The following is a 15,236-nucleotide window of genomic DNA, read 5'->3' on the forward strand; positions in this document are numbered from 1 at the left end:
CGGTACGACCGGTGGCGGTACGACCGGTGGCGGTACGACCGGTGGCGGTACGACCGGTGGCGGTACGACCGGTGGCGGTACGACCGGTGGCGGTACGACCGGTGGCGGTACGACCGGTGGCGGTACGAACGGCGGCGGAACGACCGGTGGCGGTACGACCGGTGGCGGCACCAACGTCGTCACCAATCCGGTGATCGTACAGCAAGCGAGGGTCTTGGTGGAGAAGGCGACACAAGGGTTGCCGGGCACCACGGAGACGCGGAACCTGCCGCATCAGTCGATTGGTTCCTTCGAAAGTTCGCCGAGCTTTGGGTGGCTGGGCAAGGAACAGCTTCCGGGCAATCGTACGGTCGTGATGCATTTTGCGACCGATGTTCAAGCGGATACGGGCACCGGCGCAGCAGGGCTGAGTGCGCCGGGTGCGGTAAAGCCGGCGGACGAAGAGAAGCAGGACGCTTGCCAGGTTGGCGGTTCGCGCAACATGTGCGGTCCGGTGGTGGCGAGTGGGTTACCGTATCCGGGCAATAGCGTGATCACGCCGATGGTGCGCTTCACGACGCGGTGATCGGACTTCGGGTCTGATTGCACGACCCCGTCCCCGGCGTGGATGCCGGGGGCGGGGTTTTTGTTTTATTTTCCGGCGAGTTGGCGACGGAGAGCGTTCTATATGCGCGCTATATGCGATTGCCCGGAATCGCTCTCGAATTGCTATGCGTCGCGGGCCTAATCGCGCTTCCCTGAAGGCACCGCCATGAAGCGGCTGCCACGCCTTGGGGACGCGAATGTATTTGTATCGTATTGTGATCGCAGGGGTCTTTTGCGCGCTGCCGACACTGGCCCAGGCGCAGGACGAACCGCCGAAGGTGGTGGTGAGCGGGGCGGCGGCGATCGCGTCGGATTACCGGTTCCGGGGGGTCTCGCAGACCGACCGGAACATGGCGGTGCAGGGCGGGATCACGATCGCGCATCAAAGCGGCGTCTACGTCGGCACCTGGGGCTCCAATCTGGCCGGCTGGGGCACGTTCGGCGGCGCGAATATGGAGCTCGATCTCATCGCGGGATACAAGACGAAGCTCAACGACGCCGGAACGCTCGACATCGGGCTCACCTGGTACATGTATCCGGGCGGAGCGGCGAAGACCGACTTCGCCGAGCCCTATGTCAAGCTGAGCGGCACGACCGGCCCGGCGACGCTGACCGCCGGGGCGGCCTATGCGCCCAAGCAGCAGGCGATCGGCAAATGGTACGCGACCGGCGCCGATGCCGCCGCGGCGACCTACACCAGCCCCGGCGCGAAGGACGACAATCTGTACCTTTGGGGTGACGGTGCCGTCGCGGTGGCGGGGACGCCGGTTACAGCCAAGGCGCACATCGGGCACAGCTGGGGGCAGGACGGGCTGGGGCCGAATGCCACCGCCGTCGCGCCGACCGGCGCGTACTGGGACTGGTCGCTGGGCGCGGACGTCACCTTCGACAAGCTGACCCTGAACGTCAGTTACGTCGACACCGACATCACCGCGCGCCGGTCACGCTACCTCCAGCCCAGCTTCAGCGAAGGGCAGGACGGCACCGGATCGATTGCCGGCGGCACCGTCGTCGCGTCGCTGACCGCCGCCTTCTGAACCGGGAGACGATGCCATGCAGGATTTGCTGTGGATCGCGATCATGATCGGGCTGGTGGCGGCGACGCTCGCCTTCGTCCGGCTGTGCGACAACGCCTGAGGAGCCACGCGATGACCCTCGACCTCTGGCTCGCCGCGCTGACCGCGGCCGGGCTGCTCATCTATCTGGTGGCGGTGCTGATCCGCCCCGAACGCTTCTAGAAGGAGGCGATCCCATGACACTTCAGGGCTGGTTCCTGATCCTCGCCTTCACCGGCATCCTGCTGGCGCTGGCCAAGCCGGTCGGCCTGTGGCTGTTTGCGCTCTACGAAGGGCGGCGCACGCCGCTCCATGCGATCCTCGGCCCGGTCGAGCGGGGCTTTTACAGATTGTCCGGCATCGACCCCGCCGAAGAGCAAGGCTGGCGGCGTTATGCGGTGCACATGCTGCTGTTCAACGCGGCGCTGATGGCCTTCACCTATGCGGTGCTGCGGTTGCAGGCGGTGCTGCCGGGCAACCCGCAGGCGCTGGGCGCGCCGAGCGAGCATCTGTCGTTCAACACCGCGATCAGCTTCACGACCAACACCAACTGGCAGAGCTATGGCGGCGAGAGCACGATGTCGAATCTCAGCCAGATGCTGGGGCTGACGATCCACAACTTCCTGTCCTCGGCGACTGGGATCGCGCTGGCCTTCGCGCTGTTCCGCGGCTTCGCGCGGCGCGAGGCCAAATCAGTCGGCAACTTCTGGGCGGACGTGACGCGGATCACGCTCTACCTGCTGCTGCCGCTCTGCGTGGCGCTGACGCTCTTCTATATCGCGAGCGGCGTGCCGCAGACGCTGGCCGGGGTCGTCGACGTGCAGACGCTGGAGGGCGCGCGCCAGTCGCTCCTGCTCGGCCCGGTCGCCAGCCAGGAAGCGATCAAGATGCTCGGCACCAATGGTGGCGGGTTCTTCAACGCCAATTCGGCGCACCCGTTCGAGAATCCGACCGCGCTGACCAACCTGATCCAGATGCTGTCGATCTTCGTGATCGGCGTCGGGTTGACGTGGACGTTCGGCAAGGCGGTCGGCAACACGCGGCAGGGCTGGGCGATCCTCGCGGCGATGATGATCCTGTTCCTCGCCGGCACCGCCGTCAGCTATTCGGCGGAAGCGGCGGGCAATCCGGTGCTGCATCAGCTCGGCGTCGCGGGCGGCAACATGGAGGGCAAGGAAGTGCGGTTCGGCATCGCCGCCTCCGCGCTGTTCTCGGTCGTCACCACCGCGGCGTCGTGCGGCGCGGTCAATGCGATGCACGACAGCTTTACCGCGCTGGGGGGACTGGTGCCGCTGTTCAACATGCAATTGGGCGAGGTCGTGATCGGCGGCGTCGGCGCGGGGATCTACGGCTTCCTGCTGTTCGCGATCCTCGCGGTGTTCGTCGCCGGGCTGATGGTCGGGCGGACGCCCGAATATGTCGGCAAGAAGATCGAGGCGCGCGAGGTGAAGCTGGCGGTGCTGGCGATCGCGGTGCTGCCGCTGATGATCCTGGGGCTGACCGCTTTGTCGTCGGTGCTGCAACAGGGGCTGGCCGGGCCGCTCAACAAGGGGCCGCACGGGTTCAGCGAGATCCTGTACGCCTTTACCAGTGCGGTGGCGAACAACGGCTCCGCCTTTGCCGGGCTGACCGCCAATACGCCTTATTACGACGCGCTGCTGGGCGTCGCGATGTGGGTCGGGCGGTTCTTCATCATCGTGCCGATGCTGGCGATCGCGGGCAGCCTTGCCGCCAAGAAATACACGCCGGAAAGCGCGGGGTCATTCCCGACCACCGGCGGGCTGTGGGTGGGGCTGCTGGTCGGCATCATCCTGATCCTCGGCGGTCTCACCTTCCTGCCGAGCCTCGCGCTCGGTCCCATCGCCGATCATCTCGCGATGATCCGCGGCCAGCTCTTCTGATCGGGCACAACATGGCCAAGCAGACCAAAAGCCTCTTCACCGCCGACCTCGTCCTTCCGGCGATTTCGGCCTCGTTTCTCAAACTCAATCCGGCGCAGCTGATCCGCAACCCGGTGATGTTCGTCACCGCCGCCGTCGCGGCGCTGATGACCGTGCTGCTGGTGATCGGGCATGACGGGCTCGGCATCGGTTTCAAGGTGCAGCTGGTCATCTGGCTGTGGCTGACGGTGCTGTTCGGCACCTTCGCCGAAGCGCTGGCGGAAGGGCGTGGCAAGGCGCAGGCGGCGTCGTTGCGCGCCGCCAAGGCCGAACTGACCGCCAAGCGGCTGAAGCGCGACGGGCGCGACTATGACAACGTGCCCGCGAGCCAGCTGAAGATCGGCGACGTGGTGCTCGTCGAGACGAACGACCTGATCCCGTCCGACGGCGAGGTGATCGCGGGCGTCGCCTCTGTCAACGAGGCTGCGATTACCGGCGAGAGCGCGCCGGTGATCCGCGAAGCCGGCGGCGACCGCTCGGCGGTGACCGCGGGAACGCGCGTCATCTCCGACGAAATCCGCGTCAAGGTGACGGTAGAGCCGGGCAAGGGCTTCCTCGATCGCATGATCGCGCTGGTCGAGGGCGCCGAGCGGCAGAAGACGCCGAACGAGATCGCGCTGACATTGTTGCTGGTCGGGCTGACGATCATCTTCCTGATCGCGGTCGCGACGATTCCGGGCTTTGCGATCTATGCCGGTGGGAGCATCCCGGTCGCGATCCTCGCCGCGTTGCTCATCACGCTGATCCCGACGACGATCGCGGCGTTGCTGTCGGCGATCGGGATCGCGGGAATGGACCGGCTGGTGCGGTTCAACGTGCTCGCCAAGTCGGGACGCGCGGTCGAGGCGGCGGGTGACATCGACGTGCTGCTGCTCGACAAGACGGGCACGATCACGATCGGCGACCGGCAGGCGTCGGAGTTCCGCGCGGTCGGCGGCGCGAGCACGGCCGAGCTGGCCGAGGCGGCGTTGCTCGCCAGCCTTGCCGACGAGACACCCGAGGGACGCTCGATCGTGGTGCTGGCGCGCGAGGCGTTTCATGTGACGACTGCGCAATTGCCCGACGATGCCGAGGTGATCCCGTTCACCGCGCAGACGCGCATCTCGGGCGTGAAGACCGGCGGCGCGCTGATCCAGAAGGGCGCGGTCGATTCGATCCTGCGCGCCAACGACGGTAGCGGCGCAACCGCGGCGGCGACCGAGCTGCGCCGGATCACCGACGAGATCGCGCGCGCGGGCGGTACGCCGCTGGCGGTGGCGCGCGACGGGCGGTTGCTGGGCGCGATCTTCCTGAAGGACGTGGTCAAGGCCGGTATCCGCGAACGCTTCGGCGAGCTGCGCACGATGGGGATCCGCACGGTGATGATCACCGGCGACAATCCGCTGACCGCCGCGGCGATCGCGGCCGAGGCCGGGGTCGACGACTTCCTCGCGCAGGCGACGCCCGAGGACAAATTGGCGCTGATCCGCAAGGAGCAACAGGGCGGCAAGCTGGTCGCGATGTGCGGCGACGGCACCAACGACGCACCCGCGCTGGCGCAGGCCGATGTCGGCGTGGCGATGAACACCGGCACGCAGGCGGCGCGCGAGGCGGGCAATATGGTCGACCTCGACAGCGATCCGACGAAGCTGATCGAGGTGGTCGGGCTCGGCAAGCAACTGCTGATGACGCGCGGGGCGCTGACGACCTTTTCGGTCGCCAACGACGTCGCGAAATATTTCGCGATCATCCCGGCGATGTTCGTCGCGCTGTATCCGGGGCTCGGGGTGCTGAACGTGATGGGGCTGGCGTCGCCGCAATCGGCGATCCTGAGCGCGATCATCTTCAACGCGATCATCATCCCGTTGCTGGTGCCGCTGGCGCTGAAGGGCGTGGCGTACCGGCCGATGGCGGCCGGGCCGCTGCTGGCGCGCAACCTCGCGGTCTATGGTCTGGGCGGGCTGCTCGCGCCGTTCGTAGGGATCAAGATCATCGATGTGGTCGTCGGCGGGCTCGGGCTGGCGTGACGATCGAAGCCCCTCCCCCTCGGGGGAGGGGTTGGGGTGGGGTGGTTGTGGCGCGGGTCCGTTCCCGCTCCACCCCACCCCCAGCCCCTCCCCTCAAGGGGAGGGGAGCGAAGGGAAACAGATATGAACACCGACATCAAATCCGCCGTGCGTCCGGCGATCGTCATGACGATCCTGTTCGCGATCCTGCTCGGTCTGGTCTATCCTGTTGCGATGACAGGCATTGGCCAGATGATCTTCCCAGCACAGGCGAACGGCAGCCTTGTCCGCGATACGTCGGGGCGCGTGATCGGCTCGACCGTGGTCGGGCAGGCGTTCGTGGCGGGGCGCTACTTCCAGACGCGGCCGTCGGCGGCGGGCAAGGGCTATGACGGGCTGTCGTCGTCGGGGTCGAACCTCGGGCCGACCAGCAAGGCGCTGGCCGAGCGCGTGACGCAGGACGTCGCGACGCGGCGCGGCGAGGGGGTGACGGGCGGGGTGCCCGCCGATCTGGTCACCGCGAGCGGGTCCGGACTCGATCCCGATCTGTCGCCCGCCGCCGCGCTGGCACAGGCGCCGCGCGTGGCGCGGGTACGCGGATTGCCGGTCGCGCGGGTGCGCGCGCTGGTCGCGGCGCAGATCGAGCCGTCTTTGCTCGGCGAGGCGCACGTCAACGTGCTGGCGCTCAACCGCGCGCTGGACGCCGCCGCGCGCTGATGCCGCCGAACGGCGACGCCCGGCCCGACCCCGACGCCCTGCTGCGCGCCGCCGCGCAGGAGGGGCGAGGGCGGCTGAAGATCTTTCTCGGCGCGGCGCCCGGCGTCGGCAAGACCTATGAGATGCTGTCCGAGGGCAAGGCGCGGCGGCGCGACGGGGTCGATGTGGTGGTCGGCGTGGTCGAGACGCATGGCCGCGCCGAGACCGAGGCGCTGACGCGCGGGCAGGAGATCGTCGCGCGGCGCGCGGTCAATCATGACGGGCATGTGCTGCACGAGATGGACCTCGACGCGGTGCTCGCGCGCGCGCCGCGGCTGGTGCTGGTCGACGAGCTGGCACACACCAATGCGCCGGGCAGCCGGCATCCGAAACGCTACCAGGATGTCGAGGAACTGCTCGCCGCCGGGATCGACGTGTACTCGACGATCAACATCCAGCATGTCGAGAGCCTCAACGACGTCGTCGCCAGCTTCACGCGGGTGCGCGTGCGCGAGACGGTGCCGGACAGCATCCTCGAGGCGGCCGAGATCGAGGTGGTGGACATCCCGCCCGACGAGCTGATCGAGCGGCTGAAGGCGGGCAAGGTCTATCTGCCGGCGGAAGCGACGCGCGCGCTGGGGCATTTCTTCTCGCGCTCGAACCTGTCGGCGCTGCGCGAGCTGGCGCTGCGGCGCGCCGCGCAGGCGGTCGATGCGCGGATGCTCGACGACGTGCGCGCGCTCGGGCTCGGCGGGACATGGGCGGGGAGCGACCGGATCGTGGTCGCGATCAGCGAACTGCCCGGCAGCGACGTGCTGGTGCGCGCCGCCAAGCGGATCGCGGACGGGCTGCGGGGGCCGTGGACCGCGCTGTTCGTCGAGACACCGCGCGCCGCGCACTTCAGCGATGCGCAGCACGCGCGGGTGGCGGCGGCGATGACGCTGGCGACGCAATTGGGAGCGGCGGTCGCCACCGTGCCCGCGCCCAGCGTGGTGGAGGGGATACAGGGGTTCCTTGCGGACGCGCGCGCGACGCAACTGGTGCTCGGCAAGTCGCCGCGCTCGCGGTGGTTCGAGCTGCGGCACGGGTCGGTGGTCGACCGGCTGGTGCGCGATACGCCCGACGTGACGGTGCACGTGCTGCCGGTGGCGGCGGGGCGGAGCGAGCGCGGCGCACGGCGACCGGCGCGATGGGGAGCTCCGTCGGGCTATGCGGTGACGGGCGCGATGGTGGCGGCGGTGACCGCGGCGGCGAGCGCGCTGGTGCATGTGATCGACCTCGGCAATGTCGCGTTGCTGTATCTGCTGCCCGTCATGGCGGCGGCGAGCCTCTACGGGTTGCGGACCGGGCTGTTCGCGGGAATCGCCTCGACGCTCGCGTACAATTTCTTCTTCCTGCCGCCGGTGGGGACGCTGAGCATCAACAATCCCGAGAATGTCATCTCGGTCGTGGTGCTGCTGGGTATCGCGTTCGCGACCAGCCAGTTGACCGCGCGGGTGCGGGCGCAGGCCGACCTCGCCGCCGCCAGCGCACGCACCAATGCCACGCTCGCCGGGTTCCTGCGGCAGATCGCGGCGGTCAATGACGCGGATCAGGCGGCGCGGATGATCTGCGACGACGTGCGGCGGTTGCTTGACGTGCATGTCGTGCTGCTCGGCGCGGCGGCGGGCGGCGCGCTGGAGGTGCTGGCGGCGAGCGATCCCGGTTATCGGCTGGACGCGATGGACAATGCCGCCGCCAATTGGGCGTTCGACACCGGCAGCGCGGCGGGCAAGGGATCGGGGACGCTCGCCGCTTCCGAGTGGCTGTTCCAGCCGCTCAGGGCCGGCGAGCGGACGTTGGGCGTTTTGGGGGTCGCGAACGACGGGGGCACCAATCCGGTGCGCGCCGACCAATTGCCGCTGCTGAGCAGCCTGCTCGACCAGTCGGCGCTGGTGCTGGAGCGGCTGCGGTTGCAGGCGGAGATGCGCGATCTGGACGTGGTGCGGACGCGCGACCGGCTGCGCGCGGCGTTGCTGTCGTCGGTGAGCCACGATCTGCGCACGCCGCTGACCGCGGTGATCGCCGCCGCCGACCAGCTCGATCACGGTGCGACGCCGGAATTGATCGGCACCATCAAGGGAGAGTCGGCGCGGCTCAACCGCTTCGTCGCCAATCTGCTCGACATGGCGCGGGTCGAGGCGGGGGCGATCCGGCTGAACGTCGAGGCGATCGACCTGAGCGACGCGGTGACTGGCGCGGCACATGACGCGCGGCGCGCGCTGGAAGGGCATGGCGTACGGCTCGACGTACCGCCCGACCTGCCGCTGGTGCGCGCCGATCCGCAATTGCTGCATCATTGCCTGCTCAATCTGCTCGACAATGCGGGGCGCTACGGCGATCCGGGCAGCGAGATCGTGATCGAGGGGCGGCACCGGTTCGGCGAGTTGCGGCTCTCGGTGCTCGATCATGGGCCGGGGCTGCCGCCGGGGCACGAGGCGGAGGTGTTCGAGACCTTTACGCGGCTGGAGGGCTCGGACCGCGCGATCGGCGGTACCGGGCTGGGGCTGGCGATCGTCAAGGCATTTGCGGAGGCGATGGGGATGATGGTCGAGGCGAGCAACCGGAGCGACAGGGTCGGCGCGTCGTTCGCTCTCGTCTTTCCGGCGGCGCTGATCGTCCGCGATACCGCGATCGAAGGGCTTTCCTGATGCCTGCCAAGATCCTGATCGTCGATGACGAGCCGGCGATCCGGCGGCTGCTGCGCAACACGCTGACGCGCGCGGGCTATGAAGTTGTCGAGGCCGGCAATGCCAAGGACGCGTTGCAGCAGGCGGCAGCGGAGCATCCGGCGGCGATCCTGCTCGACCTCGGCCTGCCCGATCGTGACGGGCTGAGCCTGATCCCGCTGCTCCATGCCGGCGGGGAGGTGGTGATCCTTGTCGTCTCGGCGCGTGACGCGGTCGACGAGAAGGTCGCCGCACTCGATCTCGGCGCGGACGATTTCGTCGGCAAGCCGTTCGACACCGAGGAATTGCTGGCGCGGCTGCGCGTGGCGCTGCGGCATCGCGGGCCGCCGATCGAGGCGCAAAGGAGCGTGACGCGCGGCGATCTCGACATCGATCTCGACCGCAGGATCGTGCGACGCGGCGGCGCGGAGGTGCATCTGACGCGCAAGGAGCATGACGTCCTGGCGATGCTGGTGCGGCATATCGGTCGGATCGTCACGCACGACAAGCTGCTCGACGCCTGCTGGGGCGGCGACGAGGATGCGCGGATCGAATATCTGCGCATCGTGATCCGCAATCTGCGGCAGAAGCTGGAGGCGCCCGCGCCGGTCGGCAGCGTGATCGCGAACGAACTGGGGGTCGGCTATCGCCTGCGGAGCGATGGCGCGATTTGACGTGCGCGCGCAGAGCGACGATGGACGGCGGCGACGCGGTCGGCGTCCTTGCCACAGGGGTTGATGTGTCGCGACGCGGCGAGACGAAAATCGGCTATATCAGCGGCCCCGTCGACGCGCGGGTGGTGCACGACAGCTGGCGGAGCGGCGAACCGCTCGGCTATTTCGGCACCAGCTATCTGCTGCAATTCTTTGACGTCGCCGACGCGCTGGGCCGTGACCTGATCGTCACCACCAGCGCGGACACCACGCGCTATGACGAGGTGCGCGCGGGCGTCCATATCATGAACCGGCCGCGACGCGTGGCGGGTGGTCTCCGCTACCACCTTGCGGAGATCGCCTGGCTTTGGGCGCGGGTGCGCGAAACCGTGGCGGGCGGGGCGCGGGTGATCGTGCTGACCGACGCGATGTTCCATTGGTGGGCGCTGGTGCCGTGGCGCTGGCGTGGGGTGCGCTTCGTCAATGCGCTGCATTGCGCGATCCTGCGTCCCGCCGCGCGCGAACCGCTGACCCGGCGGGTGCTGGGGCGGTTGCTGGCGTGGCTCCACTATCGTTTCGGCGACCCGACGCTGGCCGCGTCGCCGTTGATCGTCGAGCAGGTGAAGGCACTGTCGGGCGGGCGGATCGACGCGACGCTGTTCCTGCCGACCTATGCACCGGCGCAGTTCGCGACGATCGCGCCGCCTGCCGCCTCGCCGCGAGACGACTTCCATGTGCTGTTCGCCGGGCGGGTCGAGCGTAACAAGGGCGTGTTCGACATGCTGGAGGCGTGTCGCCGGCTTCATGCCGAGGGCGGGCGGCGGATCGTCTTCCACATTTGTGGCGAGGGCACGGCAAGCATGGCGTTGCGCGACGAGGTGGTGCGCAGCGGGATGGAGGCATCGTTCCTGCTCCATGGCTTCTGCGACCGGGCGGCGTTGACGCAGCGCTTGTCGGAGAGCGACGCGGTGGTCGTGCCGACGCGGAGCGACTTCGAGGAAGGATTCGCGATGATCGTCGCCGAGGGCGTGATCGCGCGACGACCGGTGGTGACGTCTCGGGTGTGCCCGGCGCTCGAACTGGTGGCGGAGGCAGCGGTCGAGGTCGCACCGGACGATGTCGCCGGCTACGCCGCGGCGCTGCGTGCGCTGGCGAGTGACGGGGGGCTGTATGCGCGCAAGGTCGCGGCGGCCGAGGACCTGCGCGCGGCGTTCTTCGAGGAGGCCAACGGCTATGGCGCGAAGCTGCGCGGGGTGTTGCAGCGGTTGACCGGCTGACCGGAACGCGGCGTTTCGCTGCCAGTTGTTGCGGGATGGAACGTGGCAATCCAGCAGCGGCGATGATCCGCGATTTGCAGGAGCAGATGGAGGCGGCGGCGGCGGCGCTCGACTTCGAGGAGGCGCGGCGGCTTCGCGATACGATCGGTTTGTTGCGGAACGGTGCGACGATCGAGGAAGCGGCGGTGGCGGACGGCTTCACGCGCCAGCAGCCGGGCGCGATGGGGCTGGGGACCAGTCGCCAGCAGGTGGTGCCGCCGGAGGGGTGGAAGCCACCGCGGAAGCCGGATCTGATGACGCGAGGGAAGCGGTAAATCTTGCCGGTATGACGTCCAGGTCATGGTCACTGTGCGCGTAGCGAAGCAATCCAGCGCCGGATCAGGACGCCTTGGGTTGCGTCGCTACGCGCACAATGACGGATTGGTCGAATGGCGCCCGATGCGAAAGGTCATAAAGAACAAGCGGATCCCGGATCAGGTCCGGGATGCCGGCTTCCTCAGGTCAGCGCCTCGCGCAAGCCGGCGATGAGCGCGGCGTCGGTTGGAGCGTGGGCCGCGAACACCAGCCCGACGTCGCGGCTTGCGTCGAAATCCTCCAATGGCACGCGCACGACGCCGTCGGCGTGGAAGCTCCCTGGCATGACGGTAATTCCCAGCCGCGCGCGGACGTGCGACAGCGCGCGGTCGTCGCTGGTCGTGCGCGCGGGGAAGAACGGGCGGACGCCGCGCGTGGTGAAGAAGCGGCTGGTCTCGGACAGCATCTCGCAATGGCGGCGGACGATCATCGGTTCGTGCGCGATTTCCTCGGCGCGCAGCGATGCGCGCGCGGCGAGCGGGTGGGTCGCGCCGATCGCCAGCGCATAGCCCTCGGTAAGCAGATGCTGCCGCGCGCTGCGGTCGTCGCCGTCGCGCAGGATCGTCAACGCGGTGTCGATGCGCCCGCGCGCGAGCCGTGCGCGCAAATCGCGCTCGTTGCCCTCGACCAGTTCCACACGGTCGCCGCTGCGCGCCGCCAGCCAGCGCTCGATCCAGGCGCGTGGGATGGTGGTGAGAACGCCGAGCCGCAGCAGCGGCGCGGCGGCGGCACCGGTCACCGCGCGTTCGGCGGCGGCGAATCCGCTTTCGATCGCGCGGGCGTGGGCGAGCAGGCTCGCGCCGGCCTCGGTGAGCGCGACGCGGCGGTTGGTGCGGTTGAACAGCGTGCGGCCGAGCGATGCCTCCAGCCGGGCGATGCCGACCGACAAGGTGGGCTGCGCGACGTTGCACGCGGCGGCGGCGCGCGAGAAATTGCCGGTGTCGACCACCGCGAGGAAATAGCGCAGGTGATAGCGGTCGATCATAGACCGCATCTATACCCAGCTTCAGTGCGTTTCAATTTTGTGGGGGCTGGCTGGCGCTGTAAAGCATAGCCGAAGCGGAACGGCGTTCCTCTCCCCGTTCGTGCTGAGCCTGTCGAAGCGCGTGTTCCCGGGGCACGCCCTTCGACAAGCTCAGGGCGAACGGTGGCGATGGTCGGACCCGCGCGAGAAGATGTTCCGTGACAAAGCGACGGCGGATAGGAGAGAGCGATGGACCTCGATTTCGGCTTGGGCGAGATGGCGGACACGATCCGCGAGACGGTGCAGCGCTTTGCGGCCGACCGGATCGCGCCGATTGCGGCGCAGGTCGATGCCGAGGATCGCTTCGCGCGCGAGCTGTGGCCGGAGATGGGCGCGCTCGGGCTGCACGGCATCACCGTCGAGGAGGCTGATGGCGGGCTGGGGCTCGGCTATCTGGAGCATGTGATCGCGTGCGAGGAGGTCAGTCGCGCCTCGGCGGCGATCGGGCTCAGCTATGGGGCGCATTCCAACCTTTGCGTCAACCAGATCCGGCGCTGGGGCTCGGCCGAGCAGAAGGCCAAGTATCTGCCGAAGCTGATCTCGGGCGAGCATGTCGGCAGCCTCGCGATGTCGGAAGCAGGCGCGGGGTCGGACGTCGTGTCGATGAAGCTGCGCGCGACGAAGGTCGAGGGCGGGTGGCGGCTGAACGGCACCAAGTTCTGGATCACCAACGCGGCCTATGCCGATACGTTGGTCGTCTATGCCAAGACCGATGTCGAGGCGGGCTCGAAGGGGATTACCGCCTTCCTGATCGAGAAGGGCTTCGACGGTTTTTCGATCGGGCAGAAGATCGACAAGCTCGGGATGCGCGGCTCGCCGACCGCCGAACTGGTGTTCGACGATTGCTTTGTTGCCGACGAACAGGTGATGGGGCCGCTGAACGGCGGGGTGAAGGTGCTGATGTCGGGGCTCGATTACGAGCGAGTCGTGCTGTCGGGCATCCAGCTGGGCATCATGCAGGCGTGTATCGACACGGTGCTGCCCTATGTCCGCGAGCGCAAGCAGTTCGGGCGCCCGATCGGCGAGTTCCAGCTGATGCAGGCGAAGGTCGCGGACATGTATGTCGCGCTCAATTCCGCGCGGGCCTATGTCTATGCGGTGGCGAAGGCGTGCGACGCGGGGCGGACGACGCGCTTCGACGCGGCCGGGTGCATCCTGCTCGCGTCGGAAAGCGCGGTGAAGGTCGCGGGCGAGGCGATTCAGGCGCTGGGCGGCGCGGGCTATACCAAGGACTGGCCGGTCGAGCGGTATTGGCGTGACGCCAAGTTGCTCGACATCGGTGCGGGGACCAACGAGGTGCGGCGGATGCTGATCGGGCGCGAGTTGATCGGGCACGACGCGCCGAGGGCACAATGACGGCGATCCGCTCGCTGGTCGACGCGGAGTCGGAGACGTTCGCGGCCAATGACGCGCACAACCGCGCGCTGGCGGCGGCGTTGCGCGAGAAGGTGGCGCAGAGTGCGCTGGGCGGGTCGGAGCAGCATCGCGCGCGGCATGTCGCGCGCGGCAAGCTGCTGCCGCGCGAGCGGGTCGACCGGCTGCTCGATCCGGGTGCGCCGTTTCTGGAAATCGGCGCACTGGCGGCGAACGGCATGTATGATGACGGCGCGCCGGGCGCCGGGATGATTGCGGGCATCGGGCGGGTGTCGGGGCGCGAGTGCATGATCGTCGCCAACGACCCGACCGTGAAAGGCGGCGCGTACTTCCCGATGACGGTGAAGAAGCATCTGCGCGCGCAGGAGATCGCGCGCGAGAACCGCTTGCCGTGCCTGTATCTGGTCGACAGCGGCGGGGCGAACCTGCCGCACCAGGCCGAGGTGTTCCCGGATCGCGAGCATTTCGGGCGGATCTTCTTCAACCAGGCGCAGATGTCGGCGGAGGGGATCGCGCAGATCGCGTGCGTGATGGGGAGCTGCACCGCGGGCGGCGCCTATGTGCCCGCCATGTCCGACGAGAGCGTGATCGTCCGCAATCAGGGAACGATCTTTCTCGCCGGGCCGCCGCTGGTGAAGGCGGCGACCGGCGAGGTGATTTCGGCCGAGGAGCTGGGCGGGGCGGAAACGCATGGGCGGCGCTCGGGGGTGGTCGACCATGTCGCGGAAAATGACGAGCACGCGCTGTTGATCGTGCGCGACATCGTCGCGACCTTGGGCAAGCCGCGCACGCCGGATGTGGCGCTTGCCGCGCCGCGCGCGCCAATGCTCGACGCGGAGGAGCTGTACGGGATCGTGCCGCAGGATGTGCGCGCGCCCTATGACGTGCGCGAGGTGATCGGGCGGATCGTCGACGGCTCCGAGTTCCACGAGTTCAAGGCACTGTATGGCACCACTCTCGTGTGCGGCTTTGCGCATATCTGGGGAATGCCGGTCGCGATTCTCGCCAACAACGGTGTGTTGTTCAGCGAGTCGGCGCTGAAGGGCGCGCATTTCATCGAGCTGGCCTGCCAGCGGCGCATCCCCCTGCTGTTCCTCCAGAACATCTCCGGCTTCATGGTCGGTGGGAAATATGAGGCGGAGGGGATCGCGAAGAACGGCGCGAAGCTGGTCACCGCTGTCGCGACCGCCTCGGTGCCGAAGATCACATTGCTGATCGGCGGCAGTTTCGGCGCGGGCAATTACGGGATGTGCGGGCGGGCTTACTCGCCGCGGTTCCTGTTCAGCTGGCCGAACGCGCGCATCTCGGTGATGGGAGGCGAGCAGGCGGCGAGCGTGCTGGCGACGGTGCACCGCGATGCCGAGACGTGGACGCCCGAGGAAGCCGAGCGCTTCAAGGCGCCGATCCGCCAGAAATATGAGGACGAGGGCAATCCCTATTACGCGACCGCGCGGCTGTGGGACGACGGTATCATCGACCCGGCCCAGACGCGCGACGTGCTGGGGCTGGCCTTTGCTGCGACTCTGAACGCGCCGGTGCCAGAGCGCGCGCAGTTCGGCGTGTTCCGGATGTGATCGAGGAGAGA

The 15,236-nt window shown here is 68.4% G+C and carries 13 protein-coding genes; 12 read left to right on the plus strand and 1 reads right to left on the minus strand.

Going from position 1 to position 15,236, the window contains the following annotated elements; genetic code table 11:
* The 10 genes from ACI2JO_RS09880 to ACI2JO_RS09925 form a co-directional block, all read left to right on the plus strand.
* A partial coding sequence (locus tag ACI2JO_RS09880) for a hypothetical protein (protein WP_404720534.1) occupies positions 1–565 on the plus strand: 565 nt, incomplete at its 5' end.
* Between the two features lie 217 nt (positions 566–782).
* Positions 783–1,622, plus strand: a complete 840-nt coding sequence (locus tag ACI2JO_RS09885; RefSeq protein ID WP_404720535.1) for a TorF family putative porin — start codon at positions 783–785, stop codon at positions 1,620–1,622.
* 111 nt (positions 1,623–1,733) lie between these two features.
* Positions 1,734–1,823, plus strand: a complete 90-nt coding sequence (kdpF, locus tag ACI2JO_RS09890) for a K(+)-transporting ATPase subunit F (RefSeq protein WP_037488267.1) — start codon at positions 1,734–1,736, stop codon at positions 1,821–1,823.
* 14 nt (positions 1,824–1,837) lie between these two features.
* Complete coding sequence (gene kdpA, locus ACI2JO_RS09895) at positions 1,838–3,541, plus strand: potassium-transporting ATPase subunit KdpA (RefSeq protein ID WP_404720536.1); 1,704 nt, start codon at positions 1,838–1,840, stop codon at positions 3,539–3,541.
* Positions 3,542–3,552: 11 nt separating this feature from the next.
* Positions 3,553–5,586 carry a potassium-transporting ATPase subunit KdpB gene (gene kdpB / locus ACI2JO_RS09900; RefSeq protein ID WP_404720537.1) on the plus strand — a complete coding sequence of 678 codons (2,034 nt, stop codon included), beginning with the start codon at positions 3,553–3,555 and terminating at the stop codon, positions 5,584–5,586.
* Between the two features lie 123 nt (positions 5,587–5,709).
* Positions 5,710–6,282 carry a potassium-transporting ATPase subunit KdpC gene (gene kdpC / locus ACI2JO_RS09905; RefSeq protein WP_404720538.1) on the plus strand — a complete coding sequence of 191 codons (573 nt, stop codon included), beginning with the start codon at positions 5,710–5,712 and terminating at the stop codon, positions 6,280–6,282.
* On the plus strand, positions 6,282–8,951 hold the full coding sequence (locus tag ACI2JO_RS09910) for a DUF4118 domain-containing protein (RefSeq protein WP_404720539.1): 2,670 nt from the start codon (positions 6,282–6,284) through the stop codon (positions 8,949–8,951). Before kdpC ends, ACI2JO_RS09910 begins: the two co-directional genes overlap by 1 nt.
* Complete coding sequence (locus ACI2JO_RS09915) at positions 8,951–9,643, plus strand: response regulator transcription factor (RefSeq protein ID WP_404720540.1); 693 nt, start codon at positions 8,951–8,953, stop codon at positions 9,641–9,643. Before ACI2JO_RS09910 ends, ACI2JO_RS09915 begins: the two co-directional genes overlap by 1 nt.
* A gap of 20 nt (positions 9,644–9,663) precedes the next feature.
* On the plus strand, positions 9,664–10,899 hold the full coding sequence (locus ACI2JO_RS09920; protein WP_404720541.1) for a glycosyltransferase family 4 protein: 1,236 nt from the start codon (positions 9,664–9,666) through the stop codon (positions 10,897–10,899).
* Between the two features lie 62 nt (positions 10,900–10,961).
* Complete coding sequence (locus tag ACI2JO_RS09925) at positions 10,962–11,213, plus strand: UvrB/UvrC motif-containing protein (protein WP_404720542.1); 252 nt, start codon at positions 10,962–10,964, stop codon at positions 11,211–11,213.
* A gap of 182 nt (positions 11,214–11,395) precedes the next feature.
* On the opposite strand, the gene ACI2JO_RS09930 is transcribed toward ACI2JO_RS09925, so the two are convergent.
* A complete protein-coding gene (locus ACI2JO_RS09930; protein WP_404720543.1) occupies positions 11,396–12,238 on the minus strand; it encodes a LysR family transcriptional regulator in 843 nt (280 codons plus the stop codon).
* A 228-nt stretch (positions 12,239–12,466) separates the two neighbouring features.
* On the opposite strand from ACI2JO_RS09930, the gene ACI2JO_RS09935 reads away from it, so the two are divergent.
* Together ACI2JO_RS09935 and ACI2JO_RS09940 are read left to right on the plus strand one after the other, a co-directional pair.
* Positions 12,467–13,633, plus strand: a complete 1,167-nt coding sequence (locus ACI2JO_RS09935; protein WP_404720544.1) for an isovaleryl-CoA dehydrogenase — start codon at positions 12,467–12,469, stop codon at positions 13,631–13,633.
* The gene (locus tag ACI2JO_RS09940; RefSeq protein ID WP_404720545.1) at positions 13,630–15,225 is read left to right on the plus strand and encodes a carboxyl transferase domain-containing protein; all 1,596 of its coding nucleotides are present in this window, start codon (positions 13,630–13,632) and stop codon (positions 15,223–15,225) included. The genes ACI2JO_RS09935 and ACI2JO_RS09940 overlap by 4 nt, the downstream gene beginning before the upstream one ends.
* Positions 15,226–15,236 lie beyond the last annotated feature (11 nt).

Origin of the sequence: Sphingomonas sp. NPDC079357 (assembly GCF_044901155.1) — a bacterium.
Lineage (GTDB): Bacteria > Pseudomonadota > Alphaproteobacteria > Sphingomonadales > Sphingomonadaceae > Sphingomonas.